The sequence below is a fragment of the Hymenobacter psoromatis genome, from assembly GCF_020012125.1.
Lineage (GTDB): Bacteria > Bacteroidota > Bacteroidia > Cytophagales > Hymenobacteraceae > Hymenobacter > Hymenobacter psoromatis.
The window spans coordinates 3496433-3512265 of record NZ_JAIFAG010000001.1; the positions used below are offsets into that span (position 1 = coordinate 3496433).

The window sequence follows — 15833 nt, forward strand, 5'->3', positions numbered from 1 at the left end:
CTGGGCCGCGAAGGTACGCCACACCGGCCGCTAGCCACCACTGGCCCTTATCAGCAAAAAGCCCCTACCAGCAATTGGTAAGGGCTTTTATACAAGGTGTTAGCGGTTGGAAAAGCCGAGCTATACGCGGCGCACGTTCACGGCATTTACGCCCTTGCGGCCTTCCTGGGTCTCGAATTCTACCCGGTCGTTTTGCTGAATCTGGCCGCCGTTGAGGCCGGTGATATGCACGAAGAAATCTTCTTTCGTCGTGTCGTCGGTGATAAAGCCGAAGCCTTTGGCTTCGTTAAAGAATTTTACGGTCCCCGTTTTCATGGTGGTTGGCAAAGAAAAAAAAACAGTCAGCCACTCGCGGGGAAAAGTATCGGGCAATGTGCGCGCCCGCTCGTGGCTTCTTCATACGCAACCTGCACCGTTGTGGTTTACCGGGGCTACTGGTGGTCGCGCCATTCGTACACCCACTTGGCCTGAATCTGCTCCAGATGACCTTCGTTGGCTTGCTCACGGGTACCTTCAAAATTGGGCAGCGTCAGCACCCAATCCAGCAGCTCGGTAAAGCGAATACGATAGATTTTGGACTCACCAAAGTCGTCGCCAAACTTTTCATACAGCGCGATGGCAACGTCTTCGTGGTCGGCCCATTGAATAGGCGGCTCGTAGTGGTTCATTTTTTAATAATTAGTGGTCAATGTTTAATGAGTAATATTCAGCAGGTAGTAGGTAGCCAATGGTTCATTAACCACTAAGCCCTGACCATTAATCACTAAAAAATTAATGCCCCAAGAAGTGCTGGGGGGGTAGGGTCACGACGAGCGCCAGCGCCGCGTTGGGTAGCACGCACTGGCAAGCCAAGCGCGAACTGAGACGCGGGTTGATGGCGCGGTCGATGAAGTCTTCCTCTTTTTCGGAGATTTCGGGCAGCTCGTCGCCGCCTTGGTCCACGTACACGTGGCAGGTGCTGCACCCGCACACGCCGCCGCAGTTGTGCTGCAGCTGAATGCCGTTGTTGAGGGCCACGTCGAGCACCGACTCGCCGCTGGCGGCCACGTGGGTTTGGGCGGGCTGGCCGTCCTGAAACTGAAAAATGATAGTCGAAGGAGTCAAAATTGGAAGGCCCGGTGGGCTTTAAGTAATAAGCCGTAAGCGGAGGCCTTTAAGCGGCCCTTAGCTAGTAGCTGCCAGCTTTCATATTTGACCAACAACAGATTGTCGAAAATAAGCAGCTGGCTCACTCCTGCATGAGTGCGCAGAAAGCACAAAGTTACGATTTTTGCGGCGGTGGCTCACCTGCGGCGGCGGCGGCCTGAATGCTGGCCGTGAGCCCGGCGTAGAGCGCCTGCCAGGCCGGGTGGGCCGCCAGGGCCGCCGCGTGGGCGGCTAGCGTGGGCGCGTCGTGGCGCACGGCGGGCCCCGTTTGCACCCCAAAAGGCGAGGGCTGAGCGGCCAGAGCTTTATCCACGGTTTCGCGCACCAGCGGGTGCAGCAGCGCGAAGGGAAGGTTGGCTTCGGCCAGCAGCGCCTCGGCCACGCCCAGCAGGTGGTTGGTGAAGTTGCTGGCCCACACGGCCCCTAGGTGCAGCCGCAGCCGCTGGGCCGAGTCGAGCAGGGCCACGCGCTGGCTTAGGCGGTGAGCCAGGGCCAGCAAGTGGGCTTCGGCGGCCGGGTCGGTGGCCTCGACAAACAGCGGCACGGCCGGCCAGGCGATGGCCCGGCCGGGGCTGAAGGTTTGGAGCGGATATAGCACCCCGGCCCCTACCCTCCCCGGCAGCGCCAGCCCGGCCAGGGGCAGCGCCCCGGCCAGGTGCGCCACCACGGCCCCGGCCGGCCAGGCCCCGGCGGCGGCCAGGGCGGGCACGGCCGCGTCGGGCACGGCCAGCAGGTACACGGCGGCGGGCGGCGGCGCGGCTAGCGCCTGGGCGAGGGGTAGGGCCTCGCAGCCGGGCAGCGTGGCCGCCAGCGCCTGGGCCGGGCCGGGGGCGCGGCTGGCCACGAACACCACCCGGCAGCCCGCCGCCGCCAGGGCCGGGGCCAGAGCCGCCGCTACCCGCCCGGCCCCAAAGAGGCCCACGCGACTGTCGAAATCAGCAGTAGCTTGCATAATGGGCGCAAAGGTCGGGGGCGGGGTGGGCGCAAAGCGAGGGCGACGCAGATTACTTCGGTTAAAATTTTGAGGATAGTTAGCCGAATAAGTGGCATATTGTAGGCACAAATCCCCTTTGCTACTTTCAACCGGCGTGCCCCTACCCTCAGTTTTCTCCCCTAACCTCTTTTACTTTTTCCATGACCAACTTCTACCTGAGAATACCTAAGCCCTTACGGCGGGCGGGCCTGCTGGCCCTGCTGCTGGGCGGCACGGCGGCGGCCGCGCAGGCCCAGGCGCTGAACTATGCCGCGGCCGGGGCCTCCGCAGTTTCTGGCACCTACGCCGACCTAGGCACTTCGGGCACGGCCATTGCCACGGCCAATACGGATGATGCCAACTCCGCCGCGCAACCTATCGGATTCACATTTTCTTACAACGGAGCCAGCTTTACGCAGTTTGTTTTAAATACCAACGGGGTTATTCGGCTGGGTAGCGCGGCACCTTCGGCGGCCGACCTATACTATAACAACGATGCGAATGGACAGAACGGTGTTGACCCTCTGCAGAGCACCAGCGCGGCCGATATTAACCTCCTGATGCCATTCAACACGGATTTGGTGCCGGGCTCGGGAGCCGGGGGGGTCGATTACCGGGTGCTCACTAGCGGCACGGCCCCCAACCGGGTGTGCACCATCCAGTGGCGCAATGTGGCCGATAAGCCGGGCACTGGCTCCGACGCGGCTAATGGTACGCAGTACGCCAACTTCAGCTTTCAATTGAAACTCTACGAAACCACTGGCACGGTCGAGTTTGTGTATGGCCAGGCCGTGCCGGGCAGCGCGGCCGATGGCACTCGCTTTCCGAACGTGGGTCTGAAAGGGTTGGGCCAGGCGGTAGGCCAGGTGACGCTGGCTACCAAAACGGCCTCTGTGGCGTGGAATGCCACGACCTTCCAAAACTCAAATTATACCAACCACGCAAACGACATTACCAAGAGCGTAACCCCGGCACCGGGGCTTACCTACCGCTTTACGCAAGCAGCCCAGCTGGCCAATGATATTGCCATTCAGGCCGTGTATACCTTGGGTAAGATTGCTACCCCCAGCGCTTTGCCCCAACCCGTGCAGGTGTACATCGCCAACCTGGGCACGGCCGACCAGACCAACGTGCAGGTAACGCTGAAAATTACGGGGGCTAACACGCAGAACTTTACGGGGACCCTGGCTTCGCTGCCGGCCGGGGCGCAGGGCACGCTTACCCTAACTAACCTACCCGCCACCCTTAACCTGGGCACTGACAGCGTGCGCGTGAGCGTGCCGGCCGACGGTAATAACACCAACAACACGGCGGTAGTCACGCGGCTGGTGACGACCAACCGGCTCAGCTACATCGACCCCGGCAAGCCTGCTAACGGAGCGCTGAGCTACAGCAGCAACTCGGCGGGCGGTCTGCTAGTTACCAAGTACACCATTCCGGCCGGTAACACGGTCACCTTAGCCGACGCGCTCATCTCCTTCGCCAACGTCACCGGCAACCCCACTACGGCCTACCAGGTGGTGGTGTATGATGCCACGGGCACGGGCGGCACTCCGGGCAACCTACTCTACGCCGCACCCAACCAGAACCGCCCGGCCGCCGGCGGCGACGTGACCACGACGCTACCCGCCTTGCAGCTCACCGGCTCTTTTTTCGTGGGCCTGAAGGAAATTGGCAACACCGGGGCGGGCATTGCCACGCAGGCAGAAACGCCGCTGCGCACAGGTGTCTTCTACTATTCGGGCGATGGCACCGCTTGGAATGACGCAGCCGCGACTACCCTGCAAGTGCGCTTTGCCATTGAGGTGGGCCTGGCTCCGGCCCCAAGTTGCGCTGTCCCCACGGGCCTGGCCGTGACGGCCGCCTCGGCCACTACGGCCACGGTGACTTTTGCCGATGCCGGCAACGCGGGTAGCTACCAGCTTATTTACGGGCCGGTGGGCTTCCAACCAGCTACCAGCGGCACCACGGTGGCGGCCACGGCGTCGCCGTTTACGCTCACCGGCTTGCAGTCGGGGGCCACGTACCAGCTGTACGCGCGCACCAGCTGCACCGGCGGCGGCACTAGTCTGCTGGCCGGGCCGGTAACATTCAGCACGGGCTGCCCGGCCGTGACCACGGTTACGGATTTCCCCTACGTACAGAATTTCGACAACGTGCCGGCCGGCTCGGCGCTGCCCTGCGGCATTACGGTGCTTGATGCCAATGCCGACGGCACCACCTGGGCCATCACCAAGACTACCCCCAACTCCAGCCCCAACGCTATCCGCTACACCAGTACCATCCCCAGCAGCCCGGCGGCCGATGACTGGTTCTTTACCCCGGCTCTCACGACTACGGCCACCACGCGCTATCAGGTGGCGTTCCGATACCGAGCCGAGGGTATTCCGGGCAGCGCATCGAGCTTTATCGAGAAGCTGGAAGTGAAGGCCGGAGCCACGGCTACCCCTGCCGACCAGACTACCACGCTCTACACCAATATCAACATCACCACCACCGACTACGCGCTGGCTGATGGCACTTCGACGCCGGTAGTGGCCACGTTCGCGCCGGGCGCGGGCACACAGTACGTGGGCTTCCACGTCATCAGCAGTGCCAACCAAGGTAACCTCTACGTCGATGACCTCACCATTATGGCGGCAGCCGTGACGGCTACTACCTCGGCGGCGCTGCTGCAAGCCGTGACGGTGTTCCCCAATCCCTCAACCACGGGCTTGTTTGACCTCGAAATCCACGGCGCGAATGCTAAGGGCGCATTGGGCGTGCAGGTCACCAATGTGCTGGGCCAGGCAGTGTACACGGGCACCGCCCGCGACAACTACACCAACCGCCTCGACCTGAGCGGCCTGGCTCCCGGCTTCTACCACCTGCAAGTGCGCAACGGCGAAGAAACCATGACCCGCCAGCTAGCTATTTCGAAGTAAAGCGGGGGCTTAACACTAAAAAAGGCCGCCCACTGGGCGGCCTTTTTTAGTGTTTAATATCGCCCTTCTACGCCACGGCCTGCGGCCGGGCGGCCCCGGCGCGGCCGGAGCGCGCGGCCGGGGTAGGGGCTGCGGCGCGGGCGGCCCGTCGCTGCCGCATACTCAGCACCAGGCCGAAGCCCATGAGCAGCGTGCCGCCCCAGAGCAGGTTAATAAAGGGCTTTTCGGTGGCTTTGAGGATGATATAGTCCTTACCGGTGGTGGCCACGGCGAAGGTAAACTTGCCTTTCACCGGGTCAATCTGGTCGAGGGTGATGCGCAGGCCCAGGTCCTCCACAGTTTCGGGCACGCGCCCGATTTCGCGGTTGCGCACTAGAAATACCGGGTGGGCGTGGTATTGGCGGCCTTTTTCGCCGGTAATAATCATGTCGGCTTGCAGGGCGATGTCACCGGGCAGCAGCTTGATGCCGGGCACCTCGTGGGCCTGCTCAATGGCCCGGAACACGGCGAAGTAGTCGTTTAGAAACAGCGTATCGCCCACGCTCAGCTCGTGCGGAATGGCGGGGCTCCACGGCACTTCCTTGCGCGGGTCGGGCACGGACGAGATGTGCGAGTAGATGTCGTGGTCCCAGAAGCGCTGCAAGGCGGGCGAGGCCAGCAGGCCGCCCATTTCCTCATTCACCTGGGCGCGGGGGTAGAGCGTGAACTGCTGCCCGCTCTTCTGGTCCTTGTATTCGACGCGATAATACGTGTTTTCGGGCCGGATGGTGAGCGTGTCGCCGGTGTGGTAGAAGGTCTGGTTGGCGGCCTTGATTTCGCCCCGTGCCACGGCCCGGTACTCGTCGTCGGTGCGGTAGAGCAGGTTGGTATTTACGTAGTCGGGCACGCCGGGCACGTCGAGGTACTGGCCGGTGTAGGTCACGGTATAGCCGTTCATGGTGCCGGTTTCGTTGCGCCACAGCAGCACGTTTTCCTCGTTGTCCTTATCGTTCATCGCCCGCGAAATGAGCTTGCCACTCATGTTGCGCGAAATGGTGTTGGAGTAGCCCGCCGAGGCCAGGATGCCGAGCAGCATCAGGGCAATGCCTAGGTGCGACACGGCCCCGCCTGAGAGCTGCACCTTGCGCCGCCACAGCCCGAAGAGCGAGCTGGCATTGGTCATAATAGCGAACAAGCCCGCCAGGAGCAGCATCACGTAGGGCACCGACATGGAGTGCCCAAAGTGGCGCGTGAGCAGCACGGCCAGGGCCGTGGTCAGCAGCGCCAGCATGGTGGGCGTTGCTAGCGCTTCGGTCAAGGACTCCTTAGCCGACCGCCACCACAGCATCTGCGCGATGCCCGACACAATACCGATAAGCACGCCCGTCCACAGCTGAATGCGGGTGTAGTGCTGAATCTGGTCGGCAGGCAGCGCCAAATTTGATTTTATGCCCACGAAGCCCAAAAAGGCATTATACACCGGAATGCTGGTGGTAGCCACCACCTGAAACGCGGCCAGGCACAGCACCGTCGCGCCCACGAACACCCACAATTCTGGGCTGTACGCGGTCATCTCTTTCTCCGAAATCGGAATGTTTTTCCATTGCGAAGCCAGCAGGGCAATGGCCCCGACCGTGAAGAACGCCAGGTAAATAATCAATTGGCCCGACAAGCCCAGGTCCGTAAACGAGTGGACCGAGGCGTTGCCCAGCACGCCGCTGCGGGTGAGGAAGGTGGCGTAAAGAATGAGCACGAACGTGGCCACTACTAGGACGTAGGCGGTGCGCAGGCCGGTGCGGCGGCGCTGCCAAAGCACCATTGCGTGCAAGGACGCGATGAGCACCAGCCAGGGAATAAATACGGCATTCTCTACCGGGTCCCAGTTCCAGAAGCCGCCGAAGTTCAGCGTTTCGTAGGCCCAGTACGCGCCCATCATAATGCCGACGCCCAGCACCGCGCCGCCCAGGGCGGTCCAGGGCAGGGCGGGCTTTACCCAGGTCGTCAGCTCTTTTTTCCAAAGCCCGGCGATGGCGAACGCGAACGGCACCAGCGTGAGGGCGAAGCCCAGGAAGAGGGTAGGCGGGTGAATCACCATCCAGTAGTTCTGAAGCAGGGCGTTGAGGCCGGTACCATCTTTAGGCACGAAATCGGGCTGCGTTTTCCACACCGGCAGGTCCACCAGGAAGTCGCGCAGCAGCATAAACGGCGACGAGCCAACCTTGGTCCCCAGCACCACCACGCCCAGAATCATGCTTACCAAAAAGGTTTGCACCGTGGCGAAAACGGCCAGCACGGGGGCTTCCCACTGCTTGTTGAACCGCATAATGCACAGGCCGATAACCACGTGCCAGAATATCCACAGCAGGAAACTACCTTCCTGGGCTTCCCAGAAGCAGGAAATCATGTACTGCACCGGCAGGTGGTTGCTGGAGTGCGCCCAGGCGTAGTAATATTCGTAGCGGTGGTGGGCAATAATGTTGAACAAACAGCCCACCACGGCCATCACGGCCGCGCCGTGTACGAAAAACGCGCCCCGCGCCAGCCGCTGCCAGCTAAGGTCGGGCTGGCCCAGGGCCCGGCCCCGCGCCGCCTGAAAGTAGCCGTAGGCCGCCACCGCCGCCGCCACGAAGGCCACGATGACGCTGGCCTGGCCGATATTACCAATGAGTAGATTCACAAGCGAGCTGTTTTTTTGGCAAAGGTACCGCCTAACGGATAGGGGCGGCCGACCTATGATAGCAAGGGCTGGCCGGCTTTTTTGTTTACCTTCAAAGCTGATTAATTGCTACATCTTATGCCCGGTTCCAGTTCCGCTGCTTTGGGAGGCGCTGACCTTTTGCCTACCCCCGCCGCCGCCGACCACCTGGCCCGGCTGGAATACGAGCTGCACCAGGCCCGCGCCGAGGCCGACATGGCCCGGCGGCACCTGCGCGCACTCACCGAAAACCTGCGCGAGGGCCTGCTGCTGCTAGGGCCCGACCAGCGCGTGCTGGTAGTCAGCGACCAGTTTTGCCGCTTGCTGGGCCTGCCGCTGGCTCCGGCCCAGGTGATGGGCCTGGCCCTACCCCCCCTCATCGCGCTGATGCGCGAGCTGGTGGCCGACCCCGAGGCCTACGACCACGAGCTGACGATTACGCCCACGGCCATCATCCAAACCAACTCCGTGCTGCGGCTACGCACCGGCCGCCTGCTGGAGCGCGACGTGCGGCCGGTGGCCCTCTGCGATAAAACCGGCTGGCTGCTGAGCTACCGCGACGTGACGGTCCAGCGCGAGGTAGAGGCCCAGCGCGACGCCCAGCGGGCGTTTTACGAAACTATTCTGGACGAGGTGCCGGTCGAAATCGCGGTGTTCGACGAGCAGCAGCGCTACGTGTACGTGAACCCCCAGGCCGTGCCCGACCCCGCGCACCGCGAGTGGCTGGCGGGCCGCACCCTCACCGACTATTGCACCCGCTACGGCTTTCCGCTAAGCCTGGCTGCTCAGCGCACCCGCATGTTTGAGGCGGCGGAAAAAAGCCCGGAAACTATTTTCTGGGATGACTGCACGCCCCGGCCCGCGGGCGACGTGTACCACCAGCGGCAGTTCAAGCTGCTGTCGGGGGCCGGGCGTGGCCTGCCCTACATGCTGGGCAGCGGCCTCGATGTGACGGCCCGCGTGCAGGCTGAAGAGCGCAGCCAGCGTAGCGAGGCCGCCCGCCGCGCGCAGCAGGAATTCATGCAACTAGTGCTCGACACCAACCCCAACCCGGTGTACGTGCGCGACGCGGCCGGCGAGGTGGTATTCGGTAACCGGGCCTTGTTTCGGCTTGATGAGCACCCGGCTGCCCTACCCCTCGCCCCGGAGGTGGCGCAAGCCAAGGAGCGTGAGGCCGCCCATTACGCCCGCGTGGATGCCCAGGTGCTGGCCACAGGCCAGGAAGTGCAAGCCGAAGAGTGCTCAACCTCGCCCACCGGCGAGCTGCGCTGGTTTTACACCGTGAAGCGCCCGCTAGTGCAGCCCGACGGCACGGTGCAGGTGCTGGGCGTGAGCACCGACATCACGGCCCTAAAGGCGGCGCAGCTGGCCGCTGAAGAAGCCGCCCAGGCCCGCGAAAATTTCCTGGCCAACATGAGCCACGAAATCCGCACGCCCATGAACGGCGTGCTGGGCATGGCCGCGCTGCTGGCCAAAACGCCCCTCAATCCCCAGCAGCAGGAGTTCGTGCGCACTATTCGCAGCTCGGGCAGCCACCTGCTGGGCGTGCTGAACGACGTGCTCGACGTGGCCAAAATTCACGCGGGCAAGCTGGAGCTGGAAGCTACGGTCTTCGACCTGCACGAGTCGATGCAGCAGGCCGTGGCCACGCTGGCCCTGCAAGCCCAGGACCAGGGGCTGGCGTTCGGCTTCCGGCCCTTCACCACCGGCGAAGTGTGCTGGGTACTGAGCGACCCGTTTCGACTCAATCAAGTACTACTCAATCTGTTATCTAATGCCATAAAATTTACGAACAGCGGCAGCGTGTGGCTGCGCAGCTTTTTAGTAGGCGAAACCAACGGGGAGCTGCTGGTGCGCTTCGAGGTGCGCGACACGGGCATTGGCATCAGCGAGGAAGCGCTGGGGCGCATTTTTGAGAGCTTCACGCAGGCCTATGCCGACACTACCCGGCACTACGGCGGCACGGGCCTGGGCCTGACCATCAGCCGGGCGCTGGTGGCGCAGCTAGGCGGCGAGCTGCACGTGAGCAGCCAGCTGGGGCAGGGTAGCAGCTTTTCGTTTACCCTGCCGCTGGCCAAGACCCAGGCCCCCGCCCCTACCCTGCCCGATGCCTTCAATACCGGCCAGCTGCGCGGCGTGCGGGTGCTGCTGGCCGAAGATAATCCCATCAACCGCGACGTGGCCCGCCTGCACCTGCTGCAATGGGGCGTGGCTGTAGACGAGGCCGAGGACGGCCTCGCGGCCCTGGCGTTGCTCGAAACCCGCCCCTATGATGCCGTGCTCATGGATATTCAGATGCCCGGCATGAGTGGCCTCGAAGTAACCCAACACCTGCGCCAGCTGCCCGATGCCCGGCGGGCCGCCGTGCCGGTGCTGGCCCTCACGGCCAACGTGTTTCGGAGCGACAACGAGCGCTACCTGGCCGCCGGCATGGACGACTACCTCGCTAAGCCCTTTGCTGAAGAAGACCTGTATGCCAAGCTATTGGCGCTACTGCGCCCGCCAGTCGCTGCCCTGCTAGCCCCGCCGCCTGCCTACGACCTAGCGCACCTGCGCCGCGAGGCGCGGGGCAACGCGGCCTTCATCGCGGGGATGCTGCGCTCGTTTCTGACCCACATGCCGCCCACCCTGCTTCAGCTTCGCGCCGCCGCCGAAGCCCGCGACTGGGCGCAGGTAGCCGAGCTGGCGCACTTCATCAAGCCCAACCTGCTCACCCTGTGCATCGCGGAGGCCGTCGCCAGCCTACCCCCCCTGGAGCAGCCGCTCACGCAGCTCCCTACCCCCGACGAGCCGGCCCGCCAAACCGCCCTCAACTCCGTGCTGGCCGCCCTCGACACCGTGCTGCGCGAACTGCCGACGGAGTTAGAGGAATTAAACTCCTAGGACGCGAGGACAACTAGCCAAATAAAACGTCATGCAGACCGAAGGGAAGCATCTCGCCTGCTCTGCTAAGGGTAGTAATCCAGCGACGCGGACGAGATGCTTCCCTTCGGTCTGCATGACGTTCCTTAATTTAGTAAAGAAGCCCCTAAATCAGGACCTTGAAAAACCTTAAATCCCGCGCAGGCGGCGGAAAAAGCTTTCCTGGTACGCCTTGGCGACGGGCACTTCGTGGCCGCCAGGTAATTGAAGCTGATTGTCTTCCACAGCTTCTATCAGCTGGGTATTGACCATATAGGAGCGGTGCACCCGCGTAAAATGCGCGAATGGCAGCCGCTCCTCAAAGGTCTTGAGCGTGGCGTACACAATGTGCTTGTGCTTGAGCGTGACGAGTACCGAGTACATCGACATGGCTTCGATGTAGAGCACTTCGTCGAAGTTGATGCGGGTGAGGCGGTTATTTATTTTCAGAAACAGCGAGTTGCCCTCAGCCCCAAACATCGACTCGCCGCTTTCGTCGGCTGCGGCCGGCGCCGTGGGTACTTGCAGGCTCCGAATGTGGTCCACGGTGCGGCAAAAGCGGGCGTAGTCGAGGGGCTTAAGCAGGTAGTCGGTCACGCGCAGCTCGAAGGCATCTACGGCGTAGTCGCGGTGCGAGGTCACGAGGACTACCTCGGGCAACGGCTTGGGCAGGATGCGCACCAAGTCGAGGCCCGTTAGCTCGGGCATATTAATATCGAGTAGCAGAATATCGGCCTGGCCGCCCGCCCGGAAATAATTCAGGCACGCTATGCCATCGGGGAAAGAACCCGTTAAGGTGAGGCCATTAGTAATCGTAACGTAATGTTCCAGTGTCAGTCGGTTCATCTCATTATCATCTACCACTACGCAAGCCAGTAGCGGCAAAGCTGGCAGCATAGGGGTAATAGCTTGATTCATAAAAAGATAATATAAAGTAACTAGCGCGGTAAATATAACCGGAAAAATAGTACCTAACTCCCTGAGCGGCCGCGTCCATAGCTACTATAAAATCGGGCCAACGGTTTGCTAAGCTACTTCACCGCCCCTCCATCACAACTTATTATTCCGGCACGGCCAGTGGCAGCAGCAGGTGCTCGGTGTAGGGTATGCCGCGCGAGGGATAGCAGGTGATATCCACCGCCACCTGCCGCAGGCCGGCATCGAACCAAGGCTGCGCGTAGAGGCGGCCGGCCCCGGCCGGGGCGGTAGGCAGCCGGCGCAGCATGCGCCCGGTTTGCGGGTCGCTGACCACCACGGCCAGCTGCGCCCCGCGGGGGTAGCGCGCCACCGGAATGGTCAGAAACGCCGCGCCCGCCGCCGTCATCCCCGGCCAGATGGGCCGCAGCTTACTGTATGCCAGCCACTGCTGGCGCAGTAGCACCGGCGGGTCCTCGGCGGGCTCGCCCTCGGCCACTATCTGGTAGAGGTACTGGCCGGGCGCGGGCAGCGTATCCTGGATGGCGTAGGCGGCGCGGCGGCGGCCGAAGGTGTCGTAGCGCAGCTCGACGCGCGCCACTTCGCGGGCCCGAAACTCGTGCAATTCGCGGCGCAGCACCCGGCAGGCGCGAACTGCGGTGAGCGAGTCGGGCACCTCCCAGCTCAGGCTCACTACCCGGCTCATGGCGGGTAGGCCCTGGGGCACGGCGGGCGGCGCAGCCACTGGCAGCCCGCGCGCGCGCCCACTCACTTGCAGCGTGAAGGTGCAGTAATCCTTCAGGTAGCCGTCCACGTCGAGCAGGTAGGGCTGACCAGCGCGCAGGTTGGGCAGCGGCACAAATAGGTCGTCCTGCGTGCCCAGCGAGGTACACGACAAGATGCGGTAGGTAGCGGGCTGGCAAGGCGTACCCGTGAGCACTACCAGCTGCACGCCGCGCACGTCGCGGCAGCGCTGCCCCCCAATGTTCACGTAGTAGGTGCCCGCCGTGGCCGGCCGAAACTCAAACCACTGGTCGTTGTGGTACTCAATGCACTTGCCGGTCAGGCGCTCATCCACGCAGTTGCGCTGCACGGTGCAGCCCACGGTGCTGGAGGTAATAGTTTCCTCCGCTTGTAACACGCGGCGGTTTTCAATGTTGTCATTGGCGACCTGGGCGTGGGCGGCTGCGAGAACACACAGCAAAAAGAACGTCATGCTGAGCTTATCGAAGCATCTTGGTCGTATCGTTGGACAAACCCACTTGATACGACCAAGATGCTTCGATAAGCTCAGCATGACGTTCTTTCTAAAGCTACGCCGGCTAGTTGTTCATGGCCGTGGCGGGCGGGCCGGTTTTGCCTAGGTCCTTCTCCACATATTTGCTGGGGCACTTGGTCAGAATCTGGTCGGCTTCAAACACACCATTCTTCATCGCGCCCACGATGACTACCTGCTCCGACTTGTCCAGGTCCTGGGGCTGCGGGTTGCGGTACACCACGCGCTGGGCCACGTGCAGCGTATCTACCAGCGTGAAGGCAAAATAGTTAGGATTTACTACTGGGTCATATTCCAGGCCCACGGGGCGCTTGTCGGCATCGCGGGGAAGGGTACCCACTATGTGGACCTTGCCCGTATTGCCGGCCGCTGCCTGCTGCCGGGCCACGGTGAAGGTCGAATACGAGCTGGCATCCGACATAGTGCTGATAATAATACCCACCGCCGCCGCAATAACGACCAGCATAAAGATGTGCGATTTTTTCATAAGATTACCCTAAAATTACGACCGTTCCTGCACTTCCCGCTCCAGGCGGCTCACCTTGCGGTCGAGGCGCACCAGGTACAACAACAGGCCGCTCAAAATAATGACAATAACGAGCACCACCACGTAGATTTTTCCGCTCTGGCGGAGGGCATCAGCCATTTCGGGCTGGTCGGTGCCGGGGGCTTGGGCTAGGGCCGCGCTGGCCAGTAGCAGCAGGGGTAGCAGCAAGGCCAGGCCGCGATTAAGCCAGCTGTTTCGCATCGGGTTTTTCATCGAATTGTTGTTCATCTAGTTTCTCCTGCACGAAAGCCAGGCGGCAAGCCACTTCGGTAATCCAGACGCCGAGCAGCGTCCAGCCGATAACGGCGGGGTAGAATACCATGCGCATAGCGCTGTCAAGGTCGTATTTGCTGAAGCCAGGGTTGCCGCCCATGCCGGGGTGCAGCGATGCCGAGGCCAACCGGGGCATAATAAAGAGCAGCGGAATGAGCGCTGCGAACGCAAAAATATTATAAATCGCCGAGAGCCGGGCCCGCTGCTGCTCGTCCTGCACCGCGCCGCGCAGCACCAGGTAGGCCGCGTAGATGAGCATGGTCACGGCCGCGCCGTTGAGCTTCACGTCGGTCGTCCACCAGGTGCCCCAGGTGTAGCGCGCCCACAGGCTACCCGTCAATAAGCCCAAGACGCCCAGCAAGATACCCGTCTTGGCCGACTCGTGGGCCAGGATATCCAGCCGCGGGCTGGGGTTACGCAGGTAACGAATGGAATTCACCACCGAAGCCGACAGGATAATCGTCATCCCGAACCACATCGGCACGTGGAAGTACAGGTTGCGCTCCGTCTCATTGAGGATGGCCAGGCGTGGCACGTGGCCTAGCAGGCCCATCACCGCCGTGTAGAGCAGCAGCCCGATGGTTAGATATTTCCACCATTTCATAGGTAATGGGTAATTAGGTAATGGGTAATGTCGCTTTCAGGGGTTCGCCAGGCCGTCATGCTGAACCTGTCGAAGCAGCTCTACCGCTTCGTTGGATGGCTCGGATGAAGCGGTCGAGATGCTTCGACAAGCTCAGCATGACGACCGATTCCTACACTGCTTACTGATGTAAAAAAGTTGATTACCCCAGCAAAGTTCGGGCTACCACGCCAAAGAGCGGGTCGCCGTACTTCGGCCGGTTGGCAAATACCTCCGCCGGCCCAAAGCCAGCAGCGGCAAAATACTGCTTCACCAAGGCGGCGTGGCCCGCGTCATCGAGCGCCTGCCAAGCATACACAGCCTTATCAGGGAAGCAGCGGTTGGAAAACGTGACGACCAGCGGCGCGCCCGGCCGCAGCACCCGCGCCAGCTCCGCGAACACCTCGGCCGGCCGCGTCAGGTACTGCACCGATACGCAGATGCCGGCCCCGTCGAACTCATCGGTGCCATAAGGGAGGGTAGGGTTTTGGTTGAGGTCCTGCACTTGGCGCTCAGTCAGGCGCGGGTTGGCGGCCAGCTCGCGGGCGTTCATGCCTAGGCCGGCCACGCGGGGGTAGGCGATTTCGGCGGGCAGGTGGCTAACCCAGCTGCTCATCAAATCCAGCACGGCCCCACCGGGCGGCAAAAACTGCCGGTAAAGCTGCGTCACGGCGGCCACGGCCGCCGGGTCGATGTGTGTTACCAGGCGCTCGAAGCGGTAGAATTCGTTATCGGGCGCTTCGTCGTGGCGGGCGAAAGCCTGCGGAGGCAAATCATTTAACATTTATCAATTATCATTTAACAGCTAATCAATTATCAAGCAATAACAAGCAATCAACAACCTTCAAAAAGCTGTTAAATGATAAATATTAATTGTTAAATGACTTAGCTGCGCCACAAGAAAGGAAACAACAGATAAGACACCGCACCCACGATAAAGTTCAGCGCCACCAGCGTAATCAAGGTGCTTTGGCTGGCTTCCCAAGGCAGGCCGTCGAGGGCGTTTTTGCTGACTTTCACCACCAGTAGCAGCACCGGCACCAGCACCGGCAGGCCCAGCACGGCCAGCAGCGTGCCGCCTCCACCCTGCCCCGCCCGCGCCGCGATGCCCGCCACCAGCGTCAGGGACGAAGCCAGGCTCACCGCCCCCAGCGCAATGCTGAGTGCGTACAAGGGCCAGTCTTGCACCGGGTTGCCGAGCAGCAGCGTGTAAAGCAGCAGCCCCGGCACCGCCAACGCCAACAGCAGCAGGGCATTATAGAGAATTTTGGCGAGCACCACGGCCTCGGGCCGCGCCACGGTGTAGTAGTATAGCCGCAGGCCCGCCGACTCCTGCGCTAGCCCGCGCCCGGCCGCGCCCAGCGCCGCAAACAACAGAATGACCCAAAATAGCGCGTTCCAGGCCGGCGCGGGCGGTGGCCCGCCCCGAAAACTGAAGCTGAGGTAGCTCACGTACACCGTGCCGCCTACGTAGAGCAGCAGCCCCGCCAGCGCGCTCCGCTGCCGCCACTCCAGGCGCAGGTCTTTCAGCAGCAATAGCCAGATTTCGGCGGGTAGGGACACGGGGGTAAAAGTAATGGGT

Annotated in this window: 14 protein-coding genes; 2 read left to right on the forward strand and 12 right to left on the reverse strand. The window is 62.2% G+C overall.

Translation table 11 applies throughout. The annotated features are described in order from the left end of the window. Positions 1-120 precede the first annotated feature (120 nt). From LC531_RS15110 to LC531_RS15125, 4 genes are all read right to left on the reverse strand, one after another. A complete protein-coding gene (locus LC531_RS15110) occupies positions 121-315 on the reverse strand; it encodes a cold-shock protein (RefSeq protein WP_223651647.1) in 195 nt (64 codons plus the stop codon). A gap of 116 nt (positions 316-431) precedes the next feature. Then, complete coding sequence (gene iscX, locus LC531_RS15115) at positions 432-668, reverse strand: Fe-S cluster assembly protein IscX (protein ID WP_223651655.1); 237 nt, start codon at positions 666-668, stop codon at positions 432-434. A gap of 103 nt (positions 669-771) precedes the next feature. Next, complete coding sequence (locus LC531_RS15120; RefSeq protein WP_223651657.1) at positions 772-1104, reverse strand: 2Fe-2S iron-sulfur cluster-binding protein; 333 nt, start codon at positions 1102-1104, stop codon at positions 772-774. Positions 1105-1261: 157 nt separating this feature from the next. Continuing rightward, positions 1262-2098: a Rossmann-like and DUF2520 domain-containing protein gene (locus LC531_RS15125; RefSeq protein ID WP_223651659.1), complete on the reverse strand. Its 837-nt coding sequence runs from the start codon at positions 2096-2098 to the stop codon at positions 1262-1264. A gap of 182 nt (positions 2099-2280) precedes the next feature. Here LC531_RS15125 and LC531_RS15130 point away from each other — a divergent pair, with 182 nt between their 5' ends. After that, positions 2281-5043, forward strand: coding sequence for a T9SS type A sorting domain-containing protein (locus tag LC531_RS15130; protein WP_223651661.1), 2763 nt, complete (start codon positions 2281-2283; stop codon positions 5041-5043). Between the two features lie 67 nt (positions 5044-5110). Here the strand turns inward: LC531_RS15130 and ccsA (LC531_RS15135) are convergent, their stop codons facing one another. Continuing rightward, on the reverse strand, positions 5111-7699 hold the full coding sequence (ccsA, locus tag LC531_RS15135) for a cytochrome c biogenesis protein CcsA (protein WP_223651663.1): 2589 nt from the start codon (positions 7697-7699) through the stop codon (positions 5111-5113). 117 nt (positions 7700-7816) lie between these two features. Between ccsA (LC531_RS15135) and LC531_RS15140 the strand changes: the two genes are divergently transcribed. Next, positions 7817-10600 carry an ATP-binding protein gene (locus LC531_RS15140; protein ID WP_223651665.1) on the forward strand — a complete coding sequence of 928 codons (2784 nt, stop codon included), beginning with the start codon at positions 7817-7819 and terminating at the stop codon, positions 10598-10600. Between the two features lie 168 nt (positions 10601-10768). Here the strand turns inward: LC531_RS15140 and LC531_RS15145 are convergent, their stop codons facing one another. The 7 genes from LC531_RS15145 to LC531_RS15175 all read right to left on the reverse strand — a co-directional run bounded on the left by LC531_RS15145 (position 10769) and on the right by LC531_RS15175 (position 15814). After that, a complete protein-coding gene (locus tag LC531_RS15145; protein WP_223651667.1) occupies positions 10769-11536 on the reverse strand; it encodes a LytR/AlgR family response regulator transcription factor in 768 nt (255 codons plus the stop codon). A gap of 142 nt (positions 11537-11678) precedes the next feature. Beyond that, positions 11679-12749 (reverse strand): hypothetical protein, encoded by a 1071-nt coding sequence (locus tag LC531_RS15150; RefSeq protein WP_223651669.1) that lies wholly within the window; start codon positions 12747-12749, stop codon positions 11679-11681. A 106-nt stretch (positions 12750-12855) separates the two neighbouring features. Next, positions 12856-13296, reverse strand: a complete 441-nt coding sequence (locus LC531_RS15155) for a cytochrome c maturation protein CcmE domain-containing protein (RefSeq protein WP_223651670.1) — start codon at positions 13294-13296, stop codon at positions 12856-12858. Between the two features lie 15 nt (positions 13297-13311). Continuing rightward, positions 13312-13557 carry a CcmD family protein gene (locus tag LC531_RS15160; RefSeq protein ID WP_223651671.1) on the reverse strand — a complete coding sequence of 82 codons (246 nt, stop codon included), beginning with the start codon at positions 13555-13557 and terminating at the stop codon, positions 13312-13314. Further along, the gene (gene ccsA, locus LC531_RS15165) at positions 13538-14233 is read right to left on the reverse strand and encodes a cytochrome c biogenesis protein CcsA (protein ID WP_223651675.1); all 696 of its coding nucleotides are present in this window, start codon (positions 14231-14233) and stop codon (positions 13538-13540) included. Before ccsA (LC531_RS15165) ends, LC531_RS15160 begins: the two co-directional genes overlap by 20 nt. A 181-nt stretch (positions 14234-14414) precedes the next feature. Beyond that, entirely contained in the window at positions 14415-15035 is a 621-nt protein-coding gene (locus LC531_RS15170) for a methyltransferase domain-containing protein (protein WP_223651677.1), read from the reverse strand. A 101-nt stretch (positions 15036-15136) separates the two neighbouring features. Further along, positions 15137-15814, reverse strand: coding sequence for a heme exporter protein CcmB (locus LC531_RS15175; RefSeq protein ID WP_223651679.1), 678 nt, complete (start codon positions 15812-15814; stop codon positions 15137-15139). Positions 15815-15833: the final 19 nt, after the last annotated feature.